2 protein-coding genes are annotated in these 25,432 nt (G+C 76.7%); both read left to right on the forward strand.

All coding sequences use genetic code 11. The features are described from left to right. The first annotated feature begins 29 nt into the window (after nt 1-29). A complete protein-coding gene (locus TPA0908_RS22505; RefSeq protein WP_374709256.1) occupies nt 30-11,294 on the forward strand; it encodes a type I polyketide synthase in 11,265 nt (3,754 codons plus the stop codon). A 17-nt stretch (nt 11,295-11,311) separates the two neighbouring features. Then, on the forward strand, nt 11,312-25,417 hold the full coding sequence (locus TPA0908_RS22510; protein WP_374709257.1) for a type I polyketide synthase: 14,106 nt from the start codon (nt 11,312-11,314) through the stop codon (nt 25,415-25,417). The last annotated feature ends 15 nt before the right edge of the window (nt 25,418-25,432 follow it).

A 25,432-nucleotide genomic window follows, 5' to 3' on the forward strand; every position in this document is an offset into this window, starting at 1 on the left:
GAGCGGAATCGACCATGGCGGACACGGCAGTGGGCACCACCGGACCGGCCGGGGACGAGGCACGGCTCCGGGAGTATCTGACCCGGGTCGTCACCGAGCTGCACCAGACCCGCCAGCGGCTGCGCGAGGTCACGGCCGAGGAGTCCGAGCCGGTGGCGGTGGTGGCGATGAGCTGCCGCTACCCCGGCGGGATCAGCTCGCCGGAGGAGCTGTGGCGGTTCGTCGCGGACGGCGGCGACGCCATCGGCGACTTTCCCGCCGACCGGGGCTGGAACCTCGACCTGCTGCACCACCCCGACCCGGAGAACGCCGGCACCTCCTACACGGCGGCCGGCGGGTTCCTGGCCGACGCCGGGCAGTTCGACGCCGCGCTGTTCGGCGTCTCGCCCCGCGAGGCGGTCGCCATGGACCCGCAGCAGCGGCTGCTGCTGGAGGTCACCTGGGAGCTGTTCGAACGCGCCGGCCTGGCCCCGCTGTCGCTGCGCGGCAGCCGCACCGGCGTCTTCGTCGGCACGTCCGGCCAGGACTACGCCGCCGTGCTGCACCGCGCGCCGAACGCCGAGGGGTACGTGCTCACCGGCACCGCCGCCAGCGTGGTCTCCGGCCGGCTCGCCTACACGTTCGGGCTGGAGGGCCCGGCGATCACCGTGGACACCGCCTGCTCCTCCTCGTCGGTCGCGGTGCACCTCGCCTGTCAGGCGTTGCGGGAACGCGAGTGCGGGCTGGCCGTCGCCGGCGGCGCCACCGTGATGGCCACCCCCGGCCCGTTCGTGGAGTTCTCCCGGCAGCGCGGGCTGGCCGCCGACGGGCGGTGCAAGTCGTTCGCCGCCGCCGCCGACGGCACCGGCTGGGCCGAGGGCGTCGGCGTGCTGCTGCTGGAACGGCTCAGCGACGCCCGCCGCAACGGCCACCCGGTGCTGGCCGTCATCCGCAGCTCGGCGGTCAACCAGGACGGCGCGAGCAACGGCCTCACCGCCCCCAACGGCCCGTCCCAGCAGCGCGTCATCCGGGCCGCGCTGGCCGGCGCGAAGCTCACCCCCGACCTGGTCGACGTGGTGGAGGCACACGGTACCGGCACCACGCTGGGCGACCCGATCGAGGCGCAGGCGCTGCTCGCCACGTACGGGCAGGACCGGCCCGCCGACCGGCCGCTGCTGCTCGGCTCGATCAAGTCGAACCTCGGCCACGCGCAGGCCGCCGCCGGCATCGCCGGGATCATCAAGATGATCCACGCCATGCGGCACGGGATCGTCCCGGCCACGCTGCACGTCGACGAACCCACCCCGCACGTCGACTGGACCGCCGGCGCGGTCCGGCTGGTCACCGAGCCGACGCCGTGGCCGGCCGTGGACCGGCCCCGCCGGGCCGCCGTCTCCTCGTTCGGCATGAGCGGCACCAACACCCACATCGTGCTGGAACAACCCGCCGAGGAAACGGCGGCCCCGGCCACGCCGGCCGACCGGACGGGACCGGTGCTGCTCACCGGCCGCACCCGTACCGCGCTGCGCCAGCAGGCCGAACGCTGGTCCCGACGGCTCGCCGCCGAGCCGGGCCTCGCGCCCGCCGACGTGGCCTGGACGTCGGTGGTGTCCCGGTCGCCGCTGGAGCACCGCGCCGTGGTGCTCGCCGCCGACCGGGACGAGCTGACCGCCGCGCTGGACGCGCTCGCCGACGACCGGTCCGCCCCGCCGCTGGTCACCGGCGCCGCCGGCCAGCCCGGCGAGGTCGCGTTCGTCTTCCCGGGCCAGGGCTCGCAGTGGATCGGCATGGCCGCCGAGCTGCTCGACACCGCGCCGGTGTTCGCGGAGAAGCTCACCGCCTGCGCCGAGGCGCTGCGCCCGTACGTCGACTGGTCGCTGCTCGACGTGCTGCGCGGCGCACCGGACGCGCCGTCGCTGGACCGGGTGGACGTGGTGCAGCCGGCGCTGTTCGCGGTCGGCGTGTCCCTGGCCGCGTTGTGGCAGTCCTACGGCGTGCAGCCGTCCGCGGTGATCGGCCACTCGCAGGGCGAGATCGCCGCCGCCCACGTCGCCGGCGGCCTGACCCTGGACGACGCCGCCGCCGTGGTGGCGCTGCGCAGCCGGGTCATCGCGGAGCTGGCCGGCGACGGCGGCATGGTGTCCGTGGCGACCACCGCCGACGAGGCGACCGAGACGATCACCCGCTGGGCCGGGCGGATCTCCCTGGCGGCGGTCAACGGCCCGACCGCGGTGGTGGTCTCCGGCGACTCCGCCGCGCTGGACGAGCTGGTCGCCCACTACGAGGCCCGGGACGTCCGGGTACGTCGGGTGCCGGTGGACTACGCCTCGCACTCCGCGCACGTCGAACCGCTGCGGGAGCAGCTCCTGGCCCGGCTCGCCGACGTCACGCCCCGCAGCGGCACGGTCCGGTTCCGCTCGACCGTCACCGGCGACTGGCTGGACACCGCCGGCCTCGACGCCGACTACTGGTACCGCAACCTGCGCCAGACGGTCCACTTCGACGACGCGGTCCGCCGCCTCGTCGGCACCGGCTACCGCACGTTCGTCGAGGTCAGCGCACACCCGGTGCTCACCATGGCGGTGCAGGACAGCGCCGAGGCCGCCGCCGGCCCGGACGCCGCCACCGTCACCGGCACGCTGCGCCGGGACGAGGGCGGCCTGGACCGGTTCCACCGGTCCGTCGCGGCGCTGCACGTCGCCGGCACGACGGTGGACTGGCAGCCCGCGTTCGCCGGCCGGCCCGGTCGCCTGGTCGACCTGCCCACCTACCCGTTCCAGCGGCAGCACTACTGGGTGCCCGCCGACGAGCCGGCCGTCCCGGCCGCCGGCGCGGCCCTGCTCGACCACCGGTTCTGGGACGCCGTCGACCGCGCCGACCTGGACGCGCTGCGCGACACCCTGGCCGTCGACGACGCCGAGGCCGCCGAGTCGCTGCGGACGCTGCTGCCCGTGCTCGCCGGCTGGCGACGCCGGCAGCAGCAGCACGACCAGCTCGACGGCTGGCGCTACCGGATCGAGTGGCAGGCCGCGCCCGAACCCGCCACCGCCGCGCTCGGCGGCACCTGGCTGCTGGCGGTGCCGACCGGCCTCGACGACGACCCGGCGGTGGCCGCCGTCCGCGACGCGCTCACCGCCGCCGGCGCCGACGTGCGCCCGCTGACCGTGGCACCCGACGCCGACCGGACCGCACTCGCCGCCGCGCTCACCGACGCCGCGCGGGTCGACGCCACGGATGCCGCCGCCACGGATGCCGACGCCACCGACGCCGGCACCGGCCGCGTCGACGTCGGCGGGGTGGTCTCGCTGCTGTCCTGGGCGCCCGCCACCGACCCGGACCCGCTCCTGCCCGGCCTGGCCGCCACGCTCGCGCTCACCCAGGCGCTCGGCGACACCGGCCTGGCCGCGCCGCTGTGGCTGGTGACCCGCAACGCGGTGGCCGCCACCGCGTACGACCGGGGCACCGACCCGGCCCAGGGCGCGGTCTGGGGGCTGGGCCGGGTGGCCGGCGTGGAGGCCCCGCACCGCTGGGGCGGCCTCGTCGACCTGCCCGCCGAACCCGACGCGCGCGCCGCCGGCCGGCTCGCCGCGCTGCTCGCCGCGCCGGCCGGCGAGGACCAGCTCGCCGTGCGCGGCCCCGGCGTCCTGCGCCGCCGCCTGGTCCGCGCGCCGATCGGCGACCGCCCCCCGGTACGCCACTTCACGCCCACCGGAACCGTGCTGGTCACCGGCGGCACCGGCGGGCTCGGCGCGCGCGCCGCCCGTTGGCTCGCCGACGCCGGCGCCGCACACGTGGTGCTGGTCAGCCGGCGCGGCCCGGACGCGCCCGGCGCGGCCGAGCTGGCCGCCGAGCTGCGCGAGCGGGGCGCCCGCGTCACGGTCGCCGCCTGCGACCTCGCCGACCGGGCCGCCGTCGCCGCGCTGCTCGACCGGCTACGCGCCGAGGGTCCGCCGATCCGCGCCGTCCTGCACACCGCCGGCCTGCCGCAGACCACCCCGCTGGACGCCGTCACCGCCGCCGAACTGGCCGAGGTGACCGCCGGCAAGGTGGCCGGCGCGGCCCACCTGCACGACCTGCTCGCCGACGACGAGCTGGACGCGTTCGTCGTCTACTCGTCCATCGCCGCCACCTGGGGCAGCGCCGGGCAGGCCGGGTACGCGGCCGGCAACGCCTACCTGGACACGCTGGCGCAGCGGCGACGCGCCGACGGGCTGGCCGGCACCGCCATCGCCTGGGGTTCGTGGGGCGAGGGCGGCATGCACGTGGCCGACTCCGACCGGGCGCTGCGCCGCCGGGGCGTACCGCCGATGGACGCCGACGTCGCGATGAGCGCGCTGCGGCAGGCCCTCGACCACGACGACGTGACGCTCACGGTCGCCGACGTGGACTGGTCCCGGTTCGCGCCCGCGTACGCGTCCGCCCGGCGCCGGCCGCTGCTGGAGGGCGTACCGGAGGCGAAGGCCGCGCTCGACGGCGGCGCGCCGGCCGACGGCGACGCCGACGACGGACCGGCGGCGACGCTGCGGGCCCGGCTCGCCGGCCTGGACCCGGCCCGCCGCGAGGAGACGCTCGCCGACCTGGTCCGGGAACTCGCCGCCGACGTGCTCGGCCACGCCGACGCCGCCGCGATCCCGGCCACCACCGCGTTCCGGGACCTCGGCTTCGACTCGCTGACCGCGGTGGAGCTGCGCAACCGGCTGGTCACCGCCACCGGCCAGCCGCTGCCCACCACGCTGGTCTTCGACCACCCCACGCCGGTGGCGCTGGCCCGGCTGCTGCGGGACACGCTGCTCGGCGCCGACCCGGCGCCCGCCGGAACCCCGGTCACCACCGTCGCGTCCGGCGAGGAGCCGGTGGCCGTGGTGGCGATGGCCTGCCGCTTCCCCGGCGGCGTCAGCGACCCGGACGCGTTGTGGCGGATCGTCGCCGACGGCGTGGACACGGTCGGCGACTTCCCCACCGACCGGGGCTGGGACCCGGACACGCTCGTCGACCCGGCGTCGGCGTCGGCCGGCACCACCTACACCGACCAGGGCGCGTTCGTGCCCGACGCCGGCCACTTCGACCCGGTGTTCTTCGGCATCTCGCCGCGCGAGGCCGCCGCCATGGACCCGCAGCAGCGGCTGCTGCTGGAGGCGTCCTGGGAGGCGATCGAGCGGGCTGGCGTGGTGCCGGAATCGCTGCGGGGCTCCCGGACCGGCGTGTTCGCCGGCACCAACGGGCAGGACTACCGGGCGCTGGTGCTGGTCGCCCCGGACGAGAGCTTCGGCGGCACCGACAACGCGGCAAGCGTGGTGTCCGGCCGGGTGTCGTACGCGCTGGGCCTGGAAGGACCGGCCGTGTCGGTGGACACCGGCTGCTCGTCGTCGCTCGTCGCGTTCCACCTGGCCGTGCAGGCGCTGCGACGTGGCGAGTGCGACCTCGCGCTCACCGGTGGCGTGACCGTGATGGCGACACCCGGGCTGTTCGTCGAGTTCTCCCGCCAGCGTGGACTGGCCGCCGACGGCCGGGTCAAGGCGTTCGCCGCCGGCGCCGACGGCACCGGCTGGGGCGAGGGCGTCGGCGTGCTGCTGCTGGAAAGGCTCTCCGAGGCCCGCCGCAACGGTCACCCGGTGCTCGCCGTGGTGCGCGGCAGCGCGATCAACCAGGACGGCGCGTCGAACGGGCTGACCGCGCCGAACGGTCCGTCGCAGCAGCGGGTGATCCGGGCTGCGTTGGCGGACGCGGGACTGTCCACGTCGGACGTGGACGTGGTGGAGGCGCACGGCACCGGCACCACGTTGGGTGACCCGATCGAGGCGCAGGCGTTGCTGGCCACGTACGGGCAGGAGCGGGAGACGCCGCTGCTGCTCGGGTCGATCAAGTCGAACATCGGCCACACCCAGGCCGCGGCCGGCGTCGCCGGGATCATCAAGATGGTCCTCGCGATGCGGCACGGGGTGGTGCCGCCGACGCTGCACGTGGACGAGCCGTCGCCGCACATCGACTGGTCGGCCGGCGCGGTGGAGCTGGTCACCGAGGCGCGGGAGTGGCCGGCGGTGGACCGGCCGCGTCGGGCGGCGGTGTCGTCGTTCGGCATCTCCGGCACCAACGCCCACGTCGTCATCGAACAGGCCGACGAGCCCGCCGCGCGGCCGGCGCCCGCCGCCCCGGGCCTGGTGGACGCCGACGTCCGGCTGTGGCCGGTGTCGGCCCGTACCCGGGCCGGCGTCGCCGCGCAGTCCGCCCGGCTCGCCGCCCACCTGCGCGCCGGCGGGCAGCTCGACCCGGCGGCGGTGGCCTGGTCCCTCGCCACCACCCGCTCGACGTTCGAGCACCGCGCCGCAGTGGTCGGCACCACCGGCGACGAACTGCTGACGGCACTGGACGCGCTCGCGTCGGGCACCCCGACCGGAAACGTGGTGTCGGGTTCGGCCGCCGAGCACGGCCCGGGTCCGGTGTTCGTGTTTCCGGGTCAGGGTGGTCAGTCGGTGCGGATGGCGGCTGGTCTGGTGGGTCGGTGTGCGCCGTTCGACGCGCGTCTTGCGGAGTGTCAGCGGGCGTTCGCGCCGTTGCTGGATGTGGATCTCGTGTCGGTGTTGACCGGTGACGACGACGCCTGGCTGGACCGGGTGGAGATCTTGCAGCCGGTGTTGTTCGCGGTCGGTGTGTGTCTGGCGGAGGTGTGGCGGGCTGCGGGGGTGGAGCCGTCGTTGGTGATCGGTCATTCGCAGGGGGAGATGGCCGCGGCGTGCGTGGCCGGGGTGCTGTCGCTCGATGATGCGGCGAGGGCGGTGATTCTGCGGGCGCGGTTGCTGGCCACTCTGGCGGGTTCTGGCGGGATGTTGGCGGTGGATCTGCCCGAGCACGAGGTGCAGGCGCGGATCGAGGGTGTGCCCGGCACGGTGGTGGCGGTGCTCAACGGTCCGGGGCAGGTGGTGGTGTCCGGTCCGCCGGACACCCTGGCAGGGTTGCGTCAGCGGTGGGAGGGCGAGGGGGTGCGGGCGAAGCCGGTGCCGTTCAACTACGCCTCGCACAACCCGGGTGTGGAGCGGGTCCGTGAGCGGATGCTCACCGATCTGGCGGGGCTGGTTCCGCAGCCGGGTCAGGTCCGGATGGTGTCGACGGTGACGGGGGACTGGGCCGACCCCGAGAGCATGGACGGGGGGTACTGGTACACGAATCTGCGGCAGCCGGTGCGTTTCGAGCAGGCGGTGCGGACCGCGCTCGGGGCCGGGCACCGCACGTTCGTGGAGGTGTCGGCGCATCCGGTGCTCACGATGCCGGTGACGGCGATCCTCGACGACACCGACACGGCGGGGCACACGCTGTCCACGCTGCGCCGCGGTGACGACGATCCGACCCGGCTGCTGACCAGCCTCGCGGTCGCGCACACCCTCGGCCTGCCCGTCGACCTGACCCGCGTCCTCACCCCCACGACCACCGTCGACCTGCCCACGTACGCGTTCGACCGGAAGCGGTACTGGCTCACCACCACCGCCCGACCCGCCCACGACGTCGCCTCCGCCGGCCTCCAGGACGCCGGGCACCCGCTGCTCAGCGCCGCGCTGCCGGTCGCCGACGACCGGACCGTGGTGCTCACCGGGCGGCTGTCCACGCGTACCCACCCGTGGCTCGCCGACCACGTCGTCGGCCGGACCGTCGTCGTCCCCGGCACCGCGCTCGCCGACATGGTGATCCGGGCCGGCGACGAGGTGGACGCCGGTCAGGTCGGTGACCTCACGCTGATCAGCCCGCTCGTGCTGCCCGCCACCGGCGCCGTCCAGGTGCAGGTACGCGTCGGCGCGCCCGGCGACGCCGGCGAACGGGCCGTCACGCTGCACTCCCGGCCCGCCGACGACGGCGACGCCGACTGGACCCGGCACGCCGAGGGTCTGCTGCTGCCGCAGCTTGCCGAACCGGAACCCGGGCCGGGGGAGTGGCCGCCGGCCGGCGCCGTCGAGGTCGACGCGGACCTGGACGCCTGGTACGCCCGCACCGCCGAGGCCGGCCTCACCTACGGGCCCGCGTTCCGCTGCCTGCACCGCGTCTGGCGCCACGGCGACGAGGTGTACGCCGAGGTGGCGCTGCCCGAGGCGCAGGCCGCCGACGCGTCCCGGTTCGGCCTGCACCCGGCGCTGTTCGACGCGGCCCTGCACGCCACCGGCCCCACCGCGCTGCTCGGCACGCCCGCCGAGGCCGGCAGCGGCTGGCTGCCGTTCACGCTCCGCGCGGTCACGCTGCACGCCCACGGCGCCACCCGGCTGCGGGTGACGATCCGCTCGCTCGGCCCGGACACGGTCGCCGTCGCGCTCGCCGACCCGGCCGGCCGACCGGTCGCCACCGTCGAGTCGCTGACGTTCCGCCCGGTCGCCGCCGGCCAGGACGACGGCACCGCCGCGCTGCGCCGTACCGCCGTGTTCCACCTGGACTGGACGCCGCTGCCGGCCACCGACACCCCGGCCCCGAACCGCTGGGCGCTGCTCACCGGCGACCGCACCGACCCGGCCGGCGCCGGCCTCGCCGACCCGCCCGGCGGCGACCCCGCCGGGCTGGCCGCCACGCTGGCCGGAGCCGGGCACCGGGTGACCGTCCACCCCGACCTGGACGCGCTGCTCGCCGCCGTGGACGGCGACGACGACGTACCGGAGATCGTGGTCGACCTGCGCGGCGGCCCCGGCCCGGACCCGGAGCGGGTGGACGCGGACGCCCACCGCGCCGCCCGCGACACGCTCGCGCTGGTGCACCGGTGGCTGACCGAACCCCGCCTGGAGGCCGCCCGCCTGGTGCTCGCCACCCGGGGCGCGGTCGCCGCCGCGCCCGGCGAGGCCCCCCGCGACCCGGCCCGCGCCGCGGTGTGGGGGCTGGTCCGCTCCGCCCAGTCCGAACACCCCGGCCGGTTCACGCTGCTCGACCTGGACGACGCCGCCGCCACGCTCGACGCGGTGCCCGCCGCGCTCGCGTCCGGCGAACCGCAGCTCGCGCTCCGCGACGGCGCCGCGTGGACGCCCCGACTGGTCCGGGCCCGGGACACCGGCGTGCTGACGCCACCCGGCGACCGGCAGCCGTGGCGGCTCGACGTCACCGAGAAGGGCACGCTGGAGAACCTGGCGCTGCTGCCGGTGCCGGTCGAGGCCGGCGCGGTGCCGGCCGGGCACGTCGCGGTCGAGATGCGCGCCTCCGGCCTCAACTTCCGGGACGTGGTGCTGGCGCTCGGCATGGTCCCCGGCCAGGAGGTGCTCGGCAGCGAGGGCGCCGGCGTGGTCCGCGAGGTCGGCCCCGGCGTCACCGACCTGAAACCCGGCGACCGGGTGATGGGCATCTTCGCCGGCTCGTTCGCCACCGTCGCGGTCACCGACCACCGCATGGTCACCCGCATCCCGGACGGCTGGTCGTACGCGGAGGCGGCCGGCGTGCCGGTGGTCTTCCTGACCGCCTGGTACGGGCTGGTCGAGCTGGGCCGGCTCACCGCCGGCGAGTCGGTGCTGGTGCACGCCGCCACCGGTGGCGTCGGCATGGCCGCCGTGCAGATCGCCCGGCACCTCGGCGCCGAGGTCTACGGCACGGCCAGCCCCGGCAAGTGGCCGGTGCTGCGCGCCACCGGCCTCGACGACGCGCACATCGCCTCCTCCCGCTCCCTGGACTTCGTCGACGAGTTCCGGGCCCGCCGCGCCGGGCGGGGCGTCGACGTGGTGCTCAACTCGCTCGCCGGCGCGTACGTGGACGCGTCGCTGCGGATGCTCGACAGCGGCGGCCGGTTCGTCGAGATGGGCAAGACCGACCCGCGTGATCCGGCGCGGGTCGCCGCCGACCACCCCGGCGTCAGCTACCAGGGTTTCGACCTGATGGCGGCCGGCCCGGCCACGGTCGGGCGGATGCTGGCGGAGCTGATGGCGCTGTTCGCCGCCGGCACGCTGCGCCCGCTGCCGCGCCGCACCTGGGACGTCCGGCGCGCGCCCGAGGCGTTCCGCTTCCTCAGCCAGGCCCGGCACGTCGGCAAGCTCACGCTGACCATCCCGCCGACGCCCCGGCTCGACGGCACCGTCCTGGTCTCCGGCGCCACCGGCACGCTCGGCGCGCTGCTCTGCCGGCACCTGGTCGCCGCGCACGGCGCCCGGCACCTGCTGCTGGTCAGCCGGCGCGGCCCGGACGCCGAGGGCGCCGACGAGCTGCTCGCCGACCTCAAGGCCGGCGGCGCGGAGGCGCAGCTCGTCGCCGCCGACCTGGCCGACCCGGAGGCGGTCGCCGACGTGCTGTCCCTGGTGGACAAGCGGCACCCGCTGCGCGCCGTGGTGCACACCGCCGGCGTCGTCGACGACGCCACCGTCGAGAAGCTCACCCCGGAGCGGCTCGCTGCGGTGCTGCGCCCCAAGGTCGACGCGGCCTGGAACCTGCACCGCGCCACCCGCGACCACGAGCTGACCGCGTTCGTGCTCTATTCCGCCGCCGCCGGCCTGATGGGCGGGCCCGGCCAGGGCAACTACGCGGCCGGCAACGCGTTCCTCGACGCCCTCGCCGAACACCGGCGCGCGTCCGGCCTGCCGGCGGTCTCCCTGGTCTGGGGCTTGTGGGCCACCGCCAGCGGGATCACCGGCCACCTCGGCGCGGTCGACCGGCGGCGGCTGGAACGCAGCGGCCTGGTGGCGCTCACCGACCACGAGGCGCTGGCCCTGTTCGACGCCACCTGGCGTTCCGAACGACCCACGCTGATGCCCGCGAAGATCAGCACGCAGGGCACCGGCGGCCCGGTCCATCCGCTGCTCACCGCGCTGGTCCGCGCCGGCACGCGCCGCGGCACGGTCACCGAGGCGGCCGGCGGCCCGGCGTACGCGGAGACGCTGCGCGGCCTGTCCGGCGAGAAACGCGAACGGGCGCTGCGCGACCTGGTGCTGGCGCACGTCGCCGTGGTGCTCGGCGTCGGCGACCCGGCCGGGGTGGAGCCGGACCGCGCGTTCCGGGAACTCGGTTTCGACTCGCTCACCGCGGTCGAGCTGCGCAACCGGCTCGGCGCGGCCACCGGGCTGCGACTGCCGGCCACGCTGGTCTTCGACAACCCCACGCCGGCCGCGCTCGCCGCCCACCTCGCCACGCGGATCGCCGTGCCCGACGGCGCGACCGACGCCTCCGGCGGCGTCGGCCGGGACCTCGACCGGCTCGAGGCGGCGCTGGCCGGGCTCGACCCGGACGACGAGGCGTTCCGCGGCATCACCGAGCGGCTGCACAGTCTGCTGGACCGGCTGACCGCGCGGGAGACGACCGCCGACGACGGCGACCTGGAGTCGGCCACCACCGAGAACATCTTCGACCTGATCGACCGCGAGCTGGAGACGTCTTGACCGCCGGCCGCGACGACATCGGTACGCCGAGTGAGGGTAGGACCACGGTGAACAGCGAGGACGAGAAGTACGTCGAGTACCTGAAGCGTACGACCTCGGAGCTGCGGCGCACCCGGCGGCGGCTGCGGGCGTTGGAGGCCCGCGACACCGAGCCGGTCGCGGTGGTGGCGATGACCTGCCGCTACCCGGGCGGCGTCGGCTCGCCCGAGCAGCTCTGGGAGCTGGTCCGCGACGGCCGCGACGGGATCGGCCCGTTCCCCGCCGATCGGGGCTGGGACCTCGACCGGCTGTTCCACAGCGACCCGGACCACCCGGGCACCAGCTACGTGCGGGAGGGCGGCTTCGTCTACGACGCCGGGGACTTCGACGCCGACCTGTTCGGCATCAGCCCCCGCGAGGCGGTCGCCATGGACCCGCAGCAGCGGCTGCTGCTGGAGGCGAGCTGGGAGGCGTTCGAACGCGCCGGGCTGCCGCTGCCGGCCGTGCGGGGCAGCCGCACCGGCGTGTTCGTCGGCGCCGCCGCGCACGGCTACGACGCGATCCTCGCCCAGGCCGGGCAGGACGCCGAGGGCCACTCGCTCACCGGCAACTCGACGAGCATCGTCTCCGGCCGGATCGCGTACACGCTCGGCCTGGAAGGGCCGGCGGTCACCATCGACACCGCCTGCTCCTCGTCGTCGGTGGCGATCCACCTGGCCGTGCAGGCGCTGCGTAACGGCGACTGCGAACTGGCGCTGGCCGGCGGCGTCACCGTGATGCCCACCCCGGCGGTGTTCGTCGGCTTCAGCCGCCAGCGCGGCCTGGCCGCCGACGGCCGGTGCAAGCCGTTCGCCGCCGCCGCCGACGGCACCGGCTGGTCCGAGGGCGTCGGCATGCTGCTGCTGGCCCGCCTCTCCGACGCGCAGAAGCACGGCTACCCGGTGCTCGCGGTGATCCGGGGCAGCGCGGTCAACCAGGACGGCGCGTCCAACGGGCTGAGCGCCCCGCACGGCCCGTCCCAGGTGCGGGTGATCCGGCAGGCGCTGGCCAACGCCCGGCTCACCCCCGAGCAGGTCGACGTGGTGGAGGCGCACGGCACCGGCACCACGCTCGGCGACCCGATCGAGGCGCAGGCGCTGCTCGCCACGTACGGGCAGGAGCGGGAGACGCCGCTGCTGCTCGGCTCCGTGAAGTCGAACCTGGGCCACACCCAGGCCGCCGCCGGGGTGGCCGGCGTGATCAAGATGGTGCTGGCCGTCCGGCACGGCGTCGTCCCGCCCACGCTGCACGTCGACGCGCCCTCCCCGCACATCGACTGGACCGCCGGCGCGGTCACGCTCGCCACCGAGGCGACGCCGTGGCCGGCCACCGACCGGCCGCGCCGCGCCGCGGTGTCCTCGTTCGGCGTGTCCGGCACCAACGCGCACACCATCATCGAGCAGGCGCCCGAGCCGGAACCGGCCGAGGACGAACCGGCCCCGGCCCCGACCGCCCGGCCGGTGGTGCCGGTGCTGCTCTCCGCCCGGTCCGCCGACGCGCTCGCCGCCCAGGCCGGCCGCTGGGCGGCCTGGCTCGCCGCCGCACCCGACACGCGCCCGCTCGACGTCGCGTACGCCTCGGTGGTGTCCCGGTCCGTGCTCGACCACCGGGCCGTGGTCGCCGCCGCCGGCCCGGACGACCTGCTCGCCGCGCTGCGCGCGCTCGCCGCCGGTGAGCCGGCCGGCACCGTGCACACCGGAACCGGCACGCCCCGCGGCCAGCTCGCGGTGCTCTTCTCCGGGCAGGGCGCGCAGCGCGCCGGCATGGGCCGCGAGCTGTACGCGCAGTTCCCGGTGTTCGCCGCCGCGCTCGACGAGGTGTGCGCCTACCTGGACCGGGCGCTGCCCCGGCCGCTGAAGGAGGTGCTGTTCGACGACGGCGACCTGCTGGACCAGACCCAGTTCACCCAGGCCGGCCTGTTCGCGGTCGAGGTGGCGCTGTTCCGCCTCGTCGAGTCGTTCGGACTGACGCCCGACCTGGTCGGCGGCCACTCCATCGGCGAGGTCACCGCCGCGCACGTGGCCGGCGTGCTGACGCTGGAGCACGCCGCCGCGCTGGTCGCCGCGCGGGGCCGGCTCATGCAGGCGCTGCCGGCCGGCGGCGCGATGCTCGCCGTGGCCGCGCCCGAGGCCGACGTCCGCGCCACGCTGACCGACCCGGACGAGCCGGTCGACGTCGCCGCCGTCAACGGCCCGGCCGCCGTGGTGCTGTCCGGCACGGCGGACGCCGTGGACCGGCTGGAGCAGCTCTGGCGGGACCGGGGCGTCCGCACCCGCCGGCTGACCGTCAGCCACGCGTTCCACAGCCCGCTGATGGAGCCGGTGCTGGCGCGTTTCCGGGCGGTGCTGGAGCGGTTGACGTTCGCCGCGCCGACGCTGCCGGTGGTGTCCAACGTGACAGGCGAGCTGGCCGACCCGGACGAGATCCGCACCGCCGACTACTGGGTGCGGCACGTCCGGGAGGCGGTCCGCCACGCCGACGGCGTGCACGCGCTGCGCGCCGCCGGCGCCGACACGTTCCTGGAACTCGGCCCCCGCGCCGTGCTCACCCCGCTGACCGCCGACATCCTGCCCGGCGAGCCGGTCCGTGCCGTCGCCGCGCAACGCGGCGACCGCCCCGAGGTCGAGGCGCTGCTGGCCGCGCTTGCCGAGCTGCACGTGCACGGCCACCCGGTCACCTGGGCCGGCTGGTTCGCCGGCACCGGCGCCCGCCGGGTCGACCTGCCCACGTACGCGTTCCAGCGCGAGCGCTACTGGGCCGGTGACGGCGTGTCCCGCCCGGTGGTCGGCCTGGACGGCGGTGTCGGCGCGGACGGCGACTTCTGGGCCGCCGTGGAACGCGGCGACCTGCCGGCCGTGGCGTCCGAACTGGCCGTCCAGGACGACCCGGACGCGGTGGCCGCGCTCGGCCCGGCCGTGCCGGTGCTGTCGTCGTGGCGGCGCGCCCGGCAGCGCGACGCGGTGCTCGACGGCTGGTCGTACCGGGTCGAGTGGGAGGCGGTCCGTCCCGCGCCCGCCCCGACGCTGACCGGCCGCTGGCTGGTCGTCGCCGTCGACGATCCGGCGCCCTGGGCCGCCCCGCTCGCGGTGGCCGGCGCCGACGTCGACGTGCTCGCCGTGCCCGCCGACACCGACCGTGGTGACCTGGCCGACCTGCTGCGCGGCCACGACGAGGCGGGCTGGCGGGGCGTGCTCTGCGTGCTGCCCGGCCCGGACGCGCCGCGACCCGACGCGCCCGCCGTGCCGGCCGGGACCGCGCTGCTGCTCACGCTGGTGCAGGCGCTCGCCGACACCGGCCGGGCCGGCCGGCTCTGGTGCGTCACCCGGGGCGCGGTCTCGGTGGGCGGCGGCGAACCGCTCGTCGACCCGTACGCGGCGGCTGCCTGGGGCCTCGGCCGGACGGTCGCGCTGGAACAACCCGACCGCTGGGGCGGGCTCGTCGACCTGCCCGCCGACGCCACGCCCGAGCGGGTCGACGCCGACGCGCTGCGCGCGGTGCTCGCCGACGGCGGCCACGACGAGGTGGCCGTCCGGCCGCACGGCACGTTCGGCCGCCGGCTCGTCCCCGCCGCCGTTCCCGCCGGCCCCGGCTGGCGGCCGACCGGCACGGTGCTGGTCACCGGCGGCACCGGCGCGCTCGGCCGGCAGGTCACCCGCTGGCTGCTCGCCGCCGGCGCGACCGAGGTGGTGCTCGCGTCCCGGCGCGGCCCCGACGCGCCCGGCGCCGCCGACCTGGCCGCCGAGCTGCCCGGCGCCCGGGTGGTGCGCTGCGACGTCACCGACCCCGCCGCCGTCACCGCGCTGGTCGCCGACCTGCCGGCGCTGACCGCCGTGGTGCACACCGCCGGCGTCGTCGACGACGGCATCCTCGACGGCCTCGACCTGACCCGCCTGGCTGCCGTGCTGGACGGCAAGGTCCGCGCCGCCCGGGTGCTGCACGACGCCACCGCCGACCGCCGGCTCGACGCGTTCGTGATGTTCTCCTCGCTGGCCGGCGTGATCGGCAGCGCCGGGCAGGGCAACTACGCGGCGGCCAACGCCTTCCTGGACGCGTTCGCCGCCTGGCGCCGCGACCGGGGGCTGCCGGCCACCGCGATCGCCTGGGGCGCCTGGTCCGCCGACGGCATGGCTGCCGCCAGCGCCGAGCTGACCGCGCGGCTGACCCGGGGCGGCGTCAACCCGCTGCCGGCCGAGCCGGCCGCCGCCGCGCTGGGCCGGATCGTCGGCGCCGCCGCGCCGGCCGTCACCGTCGCCGACGTCGACTGGGGACGCCTCGCCGCCGTACGCGGCCGGCCCGCGCCGCTGCTCGCCGGCCTGCCCGGCGTGCCCACCGGACCCGCCGTGGTCGCCCCGGCGGTGGTGGTCGGCCGGTCCCTGCCGCAGCTCACCGAACTGGTCCGCACCCAGGCCGCGCTGGTGCTCGGCCACCCGGCCGGCCGGCCGCTGCCCGACCGCACGTTCCGCGACCTGGGCTTCGACTCGCTCACCGCGGTCGAGCTGCGCAACCGGCTCGCCGCCGAGACCGGCATGACGCTGCCCGCCACGCTGGTCTTCGACCACCCCACGGTCGCCGAACTCGCCGCGCACCTGCACGGCCAGGCCGACGACCACACCGGCGGCGCGGTCGTCGCCGCCGACGTCGACAGGCACCGCGAACCCGTCGCCATCGTGGCGATGAGCTGCCGCTTCCCCGGCGGTGTGGCCAGCCCCGAGCAGCTCTGGGACCTGGTCGCCGGCGGCACCGACGCGCTGTCGCCGATGCCCGAGGAACGCGGCTGGAACGTCGCCGAGCTGTACCACCCCGACCCCGAGCACCTCGGCACCAGCTACGTGCGGGAGGGCGGCTTCGTCGACTCCGCCGGCGAGTTCGACCCGGCGTTCTTCGGCATCAGCCCCCGTGAGGCGCTGGCCATGGACCCGCAGCAGCGGCTGCTGCTGGAGGCGAGCTGGGAGGCGTTCGAACGGGCCCGGCTCGACCCGGCCGCGCTGCGCGGCAGCCGCACCGGCGTCTACGTCGGCACCAACGGGCAGGACTACGGCTCGCTGCTGCTGGCCTCCGGGGACGGCGACGAGAACTACCTCGCCACCGGCGTCTCCGCCAGCGTCATCTCCGGCCGGCTCGCGTACACCTTCGGGTTGCACGGCCCGGCCGTCACGGTCGACACCGCCTGCTCGGCGTCGCTTGTCGCGCTGCACCTCGCCGCGCAGGCGTTGCAGGCGGGGGAGTGCGACCTCGCGCTCGCCGGCGGCGCCACGGTGATGGCCACGCCCGGCATCTTCGTCGGTTTCTCCCGGCAGCGCGGCCTGGCCGCCGACGGCCGCTGCAAGCCGTTCGCCGGCGCCGCCGACGGCACCGGCTGGGGTGAGGGCGTCGGCCTGCTGGTGCTCCAGCGGCTCTCCGACGCCCGCCGCGACGGCAACCCGGTCCTGGCCGTGGTACGCGGCAGCGCGGTCAACTCCGACGGCGCGTCCAACGGGCTCACCGCCCCCAACGGGCCGGCCCAGCAGCGGGTCATCCGGCAGGCCCTGGCGAACGCCGGGCTCGCCCCCGACCAGGTCGACGCCGTCGAGGCGCACGGCACCGGCACCACGCTCGGCGACCCGATCGAGGCGCAGGCGCTGATCGCCACGTACGGGCAGGCCCGCGACGCCGACCGGCCGCTCTGGCTCGGCTCGGTCAAGTCGAACCTGGGTCACACCCAGGCCGCCGCCGGCGTGGCCGGCGTGATCAAGATGGTGCTGGCGCTGCGGCACGGCGTGCTGCCGCCCACCCTGCACGTGGACGAGCCCACCCCGCACGTCGACTGGTCCGCCGGCACGGTCGCGCTGCTCACCGAGGCCCGCCCCTGGCCGGCCGGCGACCGGCCCCGCCGGGCCGGCGTCTCCTCGTTCGGCATCAGCGGCACCAACGTGCACACCATCCTGGAGCAGGCGCCGCCGGAGGAGACCGCGCCGGACGACGACGCCGCGCCGGCCGGGGAGCTGCCCTGGGCGCTGTCCGGGCGGAGCGCCGCCGCGCTCGCCGCCCGCGCCCGCGACCTGCGGGCGCACCTCGACGCCGTGCCGGACGCGGCGCTGCCCGACCTGGCCTGGTCGCTGGCCACCACCCGCAGCGCCCACGAGCACCGCGCGGTGGTGCTCGCCGCCGACCGCGACGGCCTGACCGCCGCGCTGGGCGCGCTCGCCGACGGCCGTCCCGCGCCGGACACCGTCACCCGCGCCCCCGGTACGCCGGGCGACGTGGTCTTCGTCTTCCCCGGCCAGGGTTCGCAGTGGACCGGCATGGCCGCCGAGCTGCTCGACACCGCCCCGGTGTTCGCCGAGACGTTCGCCGCCTGCGCGGCGGCGCTGCGCCCGCACGTCGACTGGTCACTGACCGACGTGGTGCGCGGCGTGCCCGGCGCGCCGTCGCTGGAGCGGGTGGACGTGGTGCAGCCGGCGCTGTTCGCGGTCGGCGTGTCCCTCGCCGCGCTGTGGCGCTCCTACGCCGTCCACCCGTCGGCCGTGGTCGGCCACTCCCAGGGCGAGATCGCCGCCGCGTACGTCGCCGGTGGGCTCAGCCTGGACGACGCCGCCGCCGTGGTGGCGCTGCGCAGCCGGATCATCGCCGGCATCGCCGGTGACGGCGGCATGGTCTCGGTCGCCACCACCGCCGACGAGGTCACCGCCACGATCAGCCGCTGGGACGGCCGGGTCTCGCTCGCCGCGATCAACGGCCCGACCGCCGTGGTGGTCTCCGGCGACTCCGCCGCGCTCGACGAACTGGTCGCCCACTACCAGGGGCGGGACGTGCGGGTACGCCGGGTGCCGGTGGACTACGCGTCGCACTCCGCGCACGTCGAACCGCTACGCGAGCGGCTGCGTGAGCTGCTCGCCGGCCTGCGCCCGCGCACCGGGGAGATCCGGTTCCGGTCCACCGTGACCGGCGAGTGGACCGACACCGCCGGCCTGGACGCCGACTACTGGTACCGCAACCTGCGGCAGACGGTCGGCTTCGACGCCGCCGTCCGCGACCTCGCCGCCACCGGCCACCAGACGTTCGTGGAGGTCAGCGCGCACCCGGTGCTCACCATGGCGATGCAGGAGAGCGTCGAGTCGGCCGCCGCCGACCCGGCCGCGGTCACCGTGACCGGCACGCTGCGCCGAGACGAGGGCGGCCTGGCCCGCTTCCACCGCGCGGTCGCCGAGGTGTACGCCGGTGGCGCCGCCGTCGACTGGCGGCCCGCGTTCGCCGGCCGGTCCACCCGCCGGCTCGACCTGCCCACGTACCCGTTCCAGCGGCAGCTCTACTGGCCGCGCCCGGCCGCCGCCGCGACCGCCGGGACCACGGCCGGCACGGTCGAGGTGGACGAGGTCGACGCCCGGTTCTGGGCGGCCGTCGAGGCCGAGGACCCGGCCGCGGTCGGCGCCGAGCTGGCCGACGTCGCCGAGGTGTCCGAGGACGCCCTCACCGCGCTGCTGCCCGCGCTCGCCGCCTGGCGTCGTCGCCACCGCGACCAGGCCACCATCGACTCGTGGCGCTACCGCGACAGTTGGCTTCCGGTCGCCCCCGACGGCTCGGCCGCGCCGACCCTCACCGGCGCCTGGTGGCTGGTCACCGCCGCCGGGGCCGACGCGGATGCCCCCGCCGACGCCGCGGTCGGCTTCGTGGCGGACGCGTTGCGTCGGCACGGCGCCACCGTCGTCGAGATCGCGCTGACCGGTGCGCCCGACCGGAACGCGCTCACCGACCGGCTGCGCGACACGCACCGGGACACGCCGCCCGCCGGCGTGGTCTCGCTCCTGGCGCTCGACGAGACGCCGCTGCCCGGCCACCCGCACGTGCCGGCCGGGTTCGCCGGCACCGTCACGCTCACCCAGGCACTCGGCGACGCCGGCGTCCGCGCGCCGCTGTGGACGCTCACCCGGGGCGCGGTCACCACCGGCCCCGGCGACCCGCTGACCCACCCGACGCAGCAGCTCGCCTGGGGCTTCGGCCGGATCGCCGCGCTGGAACACCCGGACCGCTGGGGCGGCCTGGTCGACCTGCCCGACACCCCGGACGACCGCACCGCCGTCCAGCTCGCCCGCGTCCTCGCCGGCGCCGACGGGGAGGACCAGGTCGCGCTGCGCCCCACCGGCGCGTACGGGCGGCGGCTGCGGCGTGCCCCGCTCGGCGACATCCCCGCCCCGCGCGACTGGCGACCCACCGGCACCGCGCTGGTCACCGGCGGCACCGGCGCGCTCGGCGGGCACGTGGCCCGCTGGCTCGCCGCCAACGGCGTCGACCACCTGGTGCTGCTGAGCCGACGCGGCCGGTCCGGCGACGGCGTCGCCGAGCTGGAGGCCGAGCTGACCGCCTCGGACGCCCGGGTCACGGTCGCGGCCTGCGACGCCGCCGACCGGGACGCGCTCGCCGCCGTGCTGGCCGACGTGCCCGCCGAACATCCCCTCCGCATCGTCGTGCACACCGCCGCCGTGCTCGACGACGCGGTGATCGGCGCCCTCACCCTCGACCAGCTCGACCACGCGCTCGCCGCCAAGGTCACCGCCGCGGTCAACCTGCACGAGCTGACCCGCGACCTCGACCTCGACGCGTTCGTGCTGTTCTCCGCGATGGCCGGCACCGTGGGCAGCTCCGGCGTCGGCAACTACGCCCCCGGCAACGCCTACCTCAACGCGCTCGCCGAACACCGCCGCGACCTCGGCCTGCCGGCCACCTCGATCGCCTGGGGCGCCTGGGGCGGCGGCGGCATGGCCGACGGCGAGTTCGGCCGGATGCTGCACCGGCACGGCGCGCCCGAGATGCCGCCCCGGCTCGCGATCGCCGCGCTGCACCAGGCGCTCGCCCACGACGAGACGTTCCTGACCATCTCCAACATCGCCTGGGACCGGTTCCGGGTCGCGCTCACCGCCACCCGCCCGGCCCCGCTGATCGCCGAGATCCCCGAGGTGCGGCGGCTCGCCGCCGAACGGGAACCGGAGGAGACCACCGAGGTCGAGCCGGTCGGCGCGTTCGCCCGGATGGCGTCCGCGCAGCGCCGGCAGGCGCTGCTCGACCTGGTCCGCGACCAGGCGGCCACGGTCCTGAAGTACGACGGCGGCCAGGCCGTCGACCCGCACCACGCGTTCCGGGACCTCGGCTTCGACTCGGTCACCGCGGTCGAGCTGCGCAACCGGCTCGGCACCGCCACCGGGCTGCGGCTGCCGGTCACGCTGGTCTTCGACTACCCGACCGCCACCGTGCTGGCCCGCCACCTCGACGAGGAGCTGGGCGGCGGCGCCGAGACCGAGGCGGTCGCCGGCCCCGCGCCGCTGGCCGACGACGAGCCGATCGCGGTGGTCGCCATGTCCTGCCGGTTCCCGGGCGGGGTGACCGACCCGGAGCGGTTCTGGCAGTTGCTGCACGCCGGCCGGGACGCGGTGTCGGACCTGCCCGGCGACCGGGGCTGGGACGTCGACCGGCTCTACGACCCCGACCCCTACTCCGCCGGCACCTCCTACGTCCGCACCGGCGCGTTCCTCTACGACGTGGCCGACTTCGACGCCGGGTTCTTCGGCATCTCACCGCGTGAGGCCGTGGCCATGGACCCGCAGCAGCGCCTGCTGCTGGAGACGTCGTGGGAGGCCATCGAGCGGGCAGGGGTTGACCCGGGTGGCTTGCGGGGTTCACGAACAGGGGTGTTCGTCGGCACGAACGGACAGGACTATGGGGCCCTGTTGATGGTGTCCGCGGACGAGGTCGAAGGGTTCGCGAGCACCGGGAACGCGGCGAGCGTGGTCTCGGGGCGGGTGGCGTACGTGTTGGGGTTGGAAGGACCTGCGGTCTCGGTGGACACGGCGTGTTCGTCGTCGCTGGTCGCGCTGCACCTGGCGGCGGCCGCACTGCAACGCGGCGAGTGCGACCTGGCGCTCGCCGGTGGCGTGACCGTCATGTCGACCCCGGGGCTGTTCGTCGAGTTCTCCCGCCAGCGCGGCCTCGCCGCCGACGGGCGGTGCAAGGCGTTCGCCGCCGCCGCCGACGGAACCGGATGGGGGGAGGGCGTGGGGATGCTCCTGGTTGAACGGCTCTCCGACGCCCGCCGCAACGGGCATCCGGTGCTCGCCGTGCTGCGCGGCAGCGCGGTCAACCAGGACGGCGCGTCCAACGGGCTGACCGCCCCGAACGGCCCGTCGCAGCAGCGGGTGATCCGGGCGGCGCTGGCCGCGGCGCGGCTGTCCCCGGCCGACGTGGACGTGGTGGAGGCGCACGGCACCGGCACCACGCTGGGTGACCCGATCGAGGCGCAGGCGCTCATCGCCACGTACGGGCAGGGCCGCGCCGACGTCGAACCGCTGCTGCTCGGCTCGGTGAAGTCGAACATCGGCCACACCCAGGCCGCCGCCGGCGTCGCCGGCGTGATCAAGATGATCCTGGCCATGCGGGCCGGCGTGGTCCCGATGACGCTGCACGTGGACGCGCCCTCGCCGCACATCGACTGGTCGGCCGGCGCGGTGGAGCTGGTCACCGAGAACCGGCCCTGGCCGGGCAGCGGGTCCGGCCGTCGGGCGGCGGTGTCCTCGTTCGGCATCTCCGGCACCAACGCGCACGTCATCCTCGAACTGCCCGACGAGGCGTCCACCGAGCCGGACGCCGTCCGGCCCGGCCTGCTCGACGCCGCCGTCACCGCCTGGCCGGTGTCGGCGCGGACCCGCGACGGGCTCGCCCGGCAGGCCCAGCGGCTGTCCCGGCACCTGCGCTCCGACCCGGCCGACCCCGCCGTGGTGGCCTGGTCGTTGGCCACCACCCGGTCGGCGTTCGACCAGCGGGCCGTGGTGCTCGGCTCCTCGGCCGAGGAGTTGCTGTCCGGTCTGGACGCGCTCGCGTCCGGCGCGCCCGCCGGCAACCTGGTGGCCGGCGCGGTCGCCGGGCACGGTGCCGGTCCGGTGTTCGTGTTCCCGGGTCAGGGTGCGCAGTCGGCGCGGATGGCTTCCGGTCTGGTGGGCCGGTGCGTGCCGTTCGACGCGGCGCTGGGCGAGTGTCAGGTGGCGCTCTCTCCTTACCTCGATGTCGATCTGGTGTCGGTGTTGACCGGTGACGACGAGTCGTGGTTGGGCCGGGTCGAGGTGGTGCAGCCGGTGCTGTGGGCGGTGGGTGTCGCCCTGGCCGCGGTGTGGCGGCACGTGGGGGTCGTGCCGCAGGCGGTGGTCGGTCACTCGCAGGGCGAGATCGGCGCGGCCTGTGTGGCCGGGATCCTGTCCCTGGACGATGCGGCGAAGACGGTGGCGTTGCGGTCGCGGGCGTTGTCCGCGCTGCGGGGCACCGGGACGATGGCGTCGGTCGACCTGTCCGCCGACGAGGTGACCGCCCGGCTGGGTGGCTTCGCCGGTGTCGGGGTGGCGGCGGTGAACGGCCCGGCGACCGTGGTGGTGTCCGGTCCGCCGCAGGCGGTCGCGGACCTGGTTGAGTCGTGTCAGGCCGACGGTGTTCGGGCCCGGTTGATCCCGGTGGACTACGCGTCGCACTCCGCGGCGGTGGAGGAGGTCGCGCAGCGGCTTCGCACGGAGCTGGCCGGTGTGACGCCGCAGGCCGGTCACACGCGTCTGGTGTCGACGTTGACCGGGGAGTGGGTGGACCCGGCGACGATGACGGCGGACTACTGGTACGACAACCTGCGGCAGACCGTGCGGTTCGACACCGCGGTGCGCACGGCGGTCGGGGCGGGTCACACGACGTTCGTGGAGATCTCGCCGCATCCGGTGTTGACCATGCCGGTGACCGCGATCCTGGACGACCTCGGCGCCGCCGGGCACACGCTGTCCACGCTGCGGCGGGGTGAGGACGACCCGACCCGGCTGCTGACCAACCTGGCCACCGCGCACAGCGTCGGCCTGCCCGTCGACCTGACCACGGTCCTCGCCGGCACGGACACCGTCGCGCTGCCCACCTACGCGTTCGACCGGGCCCGCTACTGGCCACGCGCCAGCCTCGACGCGCCCGCCGCCGGGGAGAGCCCGACCGGCGTCGACGCCGCCTTCTGGGCCGCCGTCGACAACGAGGACCTCGCGGCGCTCGCCGATCTCACCGCCGCCGACGCCGCCGAATCCCTCGACCGGCTCGGCGCGGCCCTGCCGCTGCTCGCCGACTGGCGCCGCCGGCAACGCGACCGGTCCACGCTCGACGACCTGCGCTACCGCGCCGTCTGGCAGCCGTACGGCGGAATTCCGGTCGGCTTCCTCACCGGCGTCTGGTGGGTCGTCGCCGACGAGGCCGGCGCCGCCGAGGCGGAGACGGCGGTGGCCGAACTGACCCGGCGCGGCGCGGACGCCCGGCTGGTGCTGCTGCCCGCCGACGACACCGACCGCGCCGCCGTCGCCGCCCGGCTCACCGCCGCAGGCCCCGACCCGGCCGACCGGGTGCTCTCCCTGCTCGCGCTCGCCGACGGCCCGGTCGACGCCACCGAGCCGGTGCCGCCGTTCCTGGCCCGCTCGCTGGCGCTGATCCAGGCGCTCGGGGACCTCGACGTGGCCGCGCCGCTGTGGTGCGTCACCCGGGGCGCCGCCGGCACCACCCGCGACGGTGGCGCCGGCCGGCCCGAACAGGCCCTGCTCTGGGGCCTCGGCCGGGTCGTCGCGCTGGAACACCCGGAACGCTGGGGTGGCCTGGTCGACGTGCCGGCCACGCTCGACGACCACGGCTGGGACCTGCTCTGCGCCGCGCTCACCGGCCCCGACGGGGAGGACCAGCTCGCCGTCGACGGCGTCACGCTGCTGGTCCGCCGGCTCGTCCGGGCGCCCGGCGGCGGCACCGACCCGGAACTCGACCACGCCGGCACCACGCTGGTCACCGGCGGCACCGGCGCGCTCGGCGGGCAGGTGGCCCGCTGGCTCGCCGACCGGGGCGCGACGCACCTGATGCTGGTCAGCCGACGCGGCGCCGACGCGCCCGGCGCCGCCGACCTGGTCCGCGACCTCACCGACCGGGGCGCCCGGGTCACGGTCGCCGCCTGCGACGTGGCCGACCGGGCCGCGCTCGCCAAGCTCCTCGACGAGGTGCCCGCCGACGCGCCGCTGACCGGCGTCGTGCACACCGCCGGCATCCTCGACGACGGGGTCCTCGACGGTCTCACCGCCGACCGGATCGCCGACGTGCTGCGGCCCAAGGTGCTCGGCGCGCTGCACCTGCACGAGCTGACCGCCGATCGGGACCTGCGCGCCTTCGTGCTCTTCTCCGCGCTGCCCGGCCAGCTCGGCGCCGCCGGGCAGGGCAGCTACGCCGCCGCGAACGCCTACCTCGACGCGTTGGCCGAGCAGCGGCACCGGCGGGGCCTGCCGGCCACCTCCGTCGCCTGGGGACCCTGGGCCACCGGCGGCATGGCCGACGCCGACCCCGCCGTGGCCGAACGCCGGCGGCGCAGCGGTGTCGCCCGGCTCGACAGTGACCTCGCGCTCACCGCGCTCGCCGGCTGCCTCGCCCGCCGCGAACCGGTCACCGTGGTCGCCGGCATCGACTGGGCCCGGTACGTGCCCGGCTTCACCGCGGTGCGGCCCAGCCCGCTGCTCACCGGCATCCCGGAGGCGCTCCGCGCCACCGCCGAGCGCGCCGACGACGCCGGCCCCTCCGCCGAGTCGCTCGCCGCCCTGCTCGCCGGGCAGAGCGAGGCGGAACGCCGCAAGACGCTGCTCGACCTCGTCCGGGGCCAGGCGGCGGCGGTGCTCGGGCACGCCTCGGACACCGCCGTCGAACCCGACCGGGCGTTCCGGGACCTCGGCTTCGACTCGCTGACCGCGGTGGAGCTGCGCAACCGGCTCACCGCCGCCACCGGCGTCCGGCTGCCCGCCACGGTGGTGTTCGACTACCCGACCGCCGCGCTGCTCGCCGACTACGTCCGCGCCGCCGTCGTGGACGGGGGAGTGGCCGCCGCCGCGCCGGTCTTCGGCGAACTGGAGCGGCTGGAGGCGGCGCTGTCCGGCGCCGCCCCCGACCGCGGCGCGCGGCTGCGGATCACCGAACGGCTCCGGACGCTGCTGGCCTCACTCAACGAGGTGGACGCCCCGGCGGACGGCGACGGCGTCGCCGACAAGCTCCAGGACGCCACCCCGGACGAGGTCTTCGACTTCATCGACCGCGAGCTGGGGGTGTCCTGACGTGACCACTGCCGG

Source organism: Micromonospora sp. AKA38, from assembly GCF_027925725.1.
Classification (GTDB): Bacteria; Actinomycetota; Actinomycetes; order Mycobacteriales; family Micromonosporaceae; genus Micromonospora.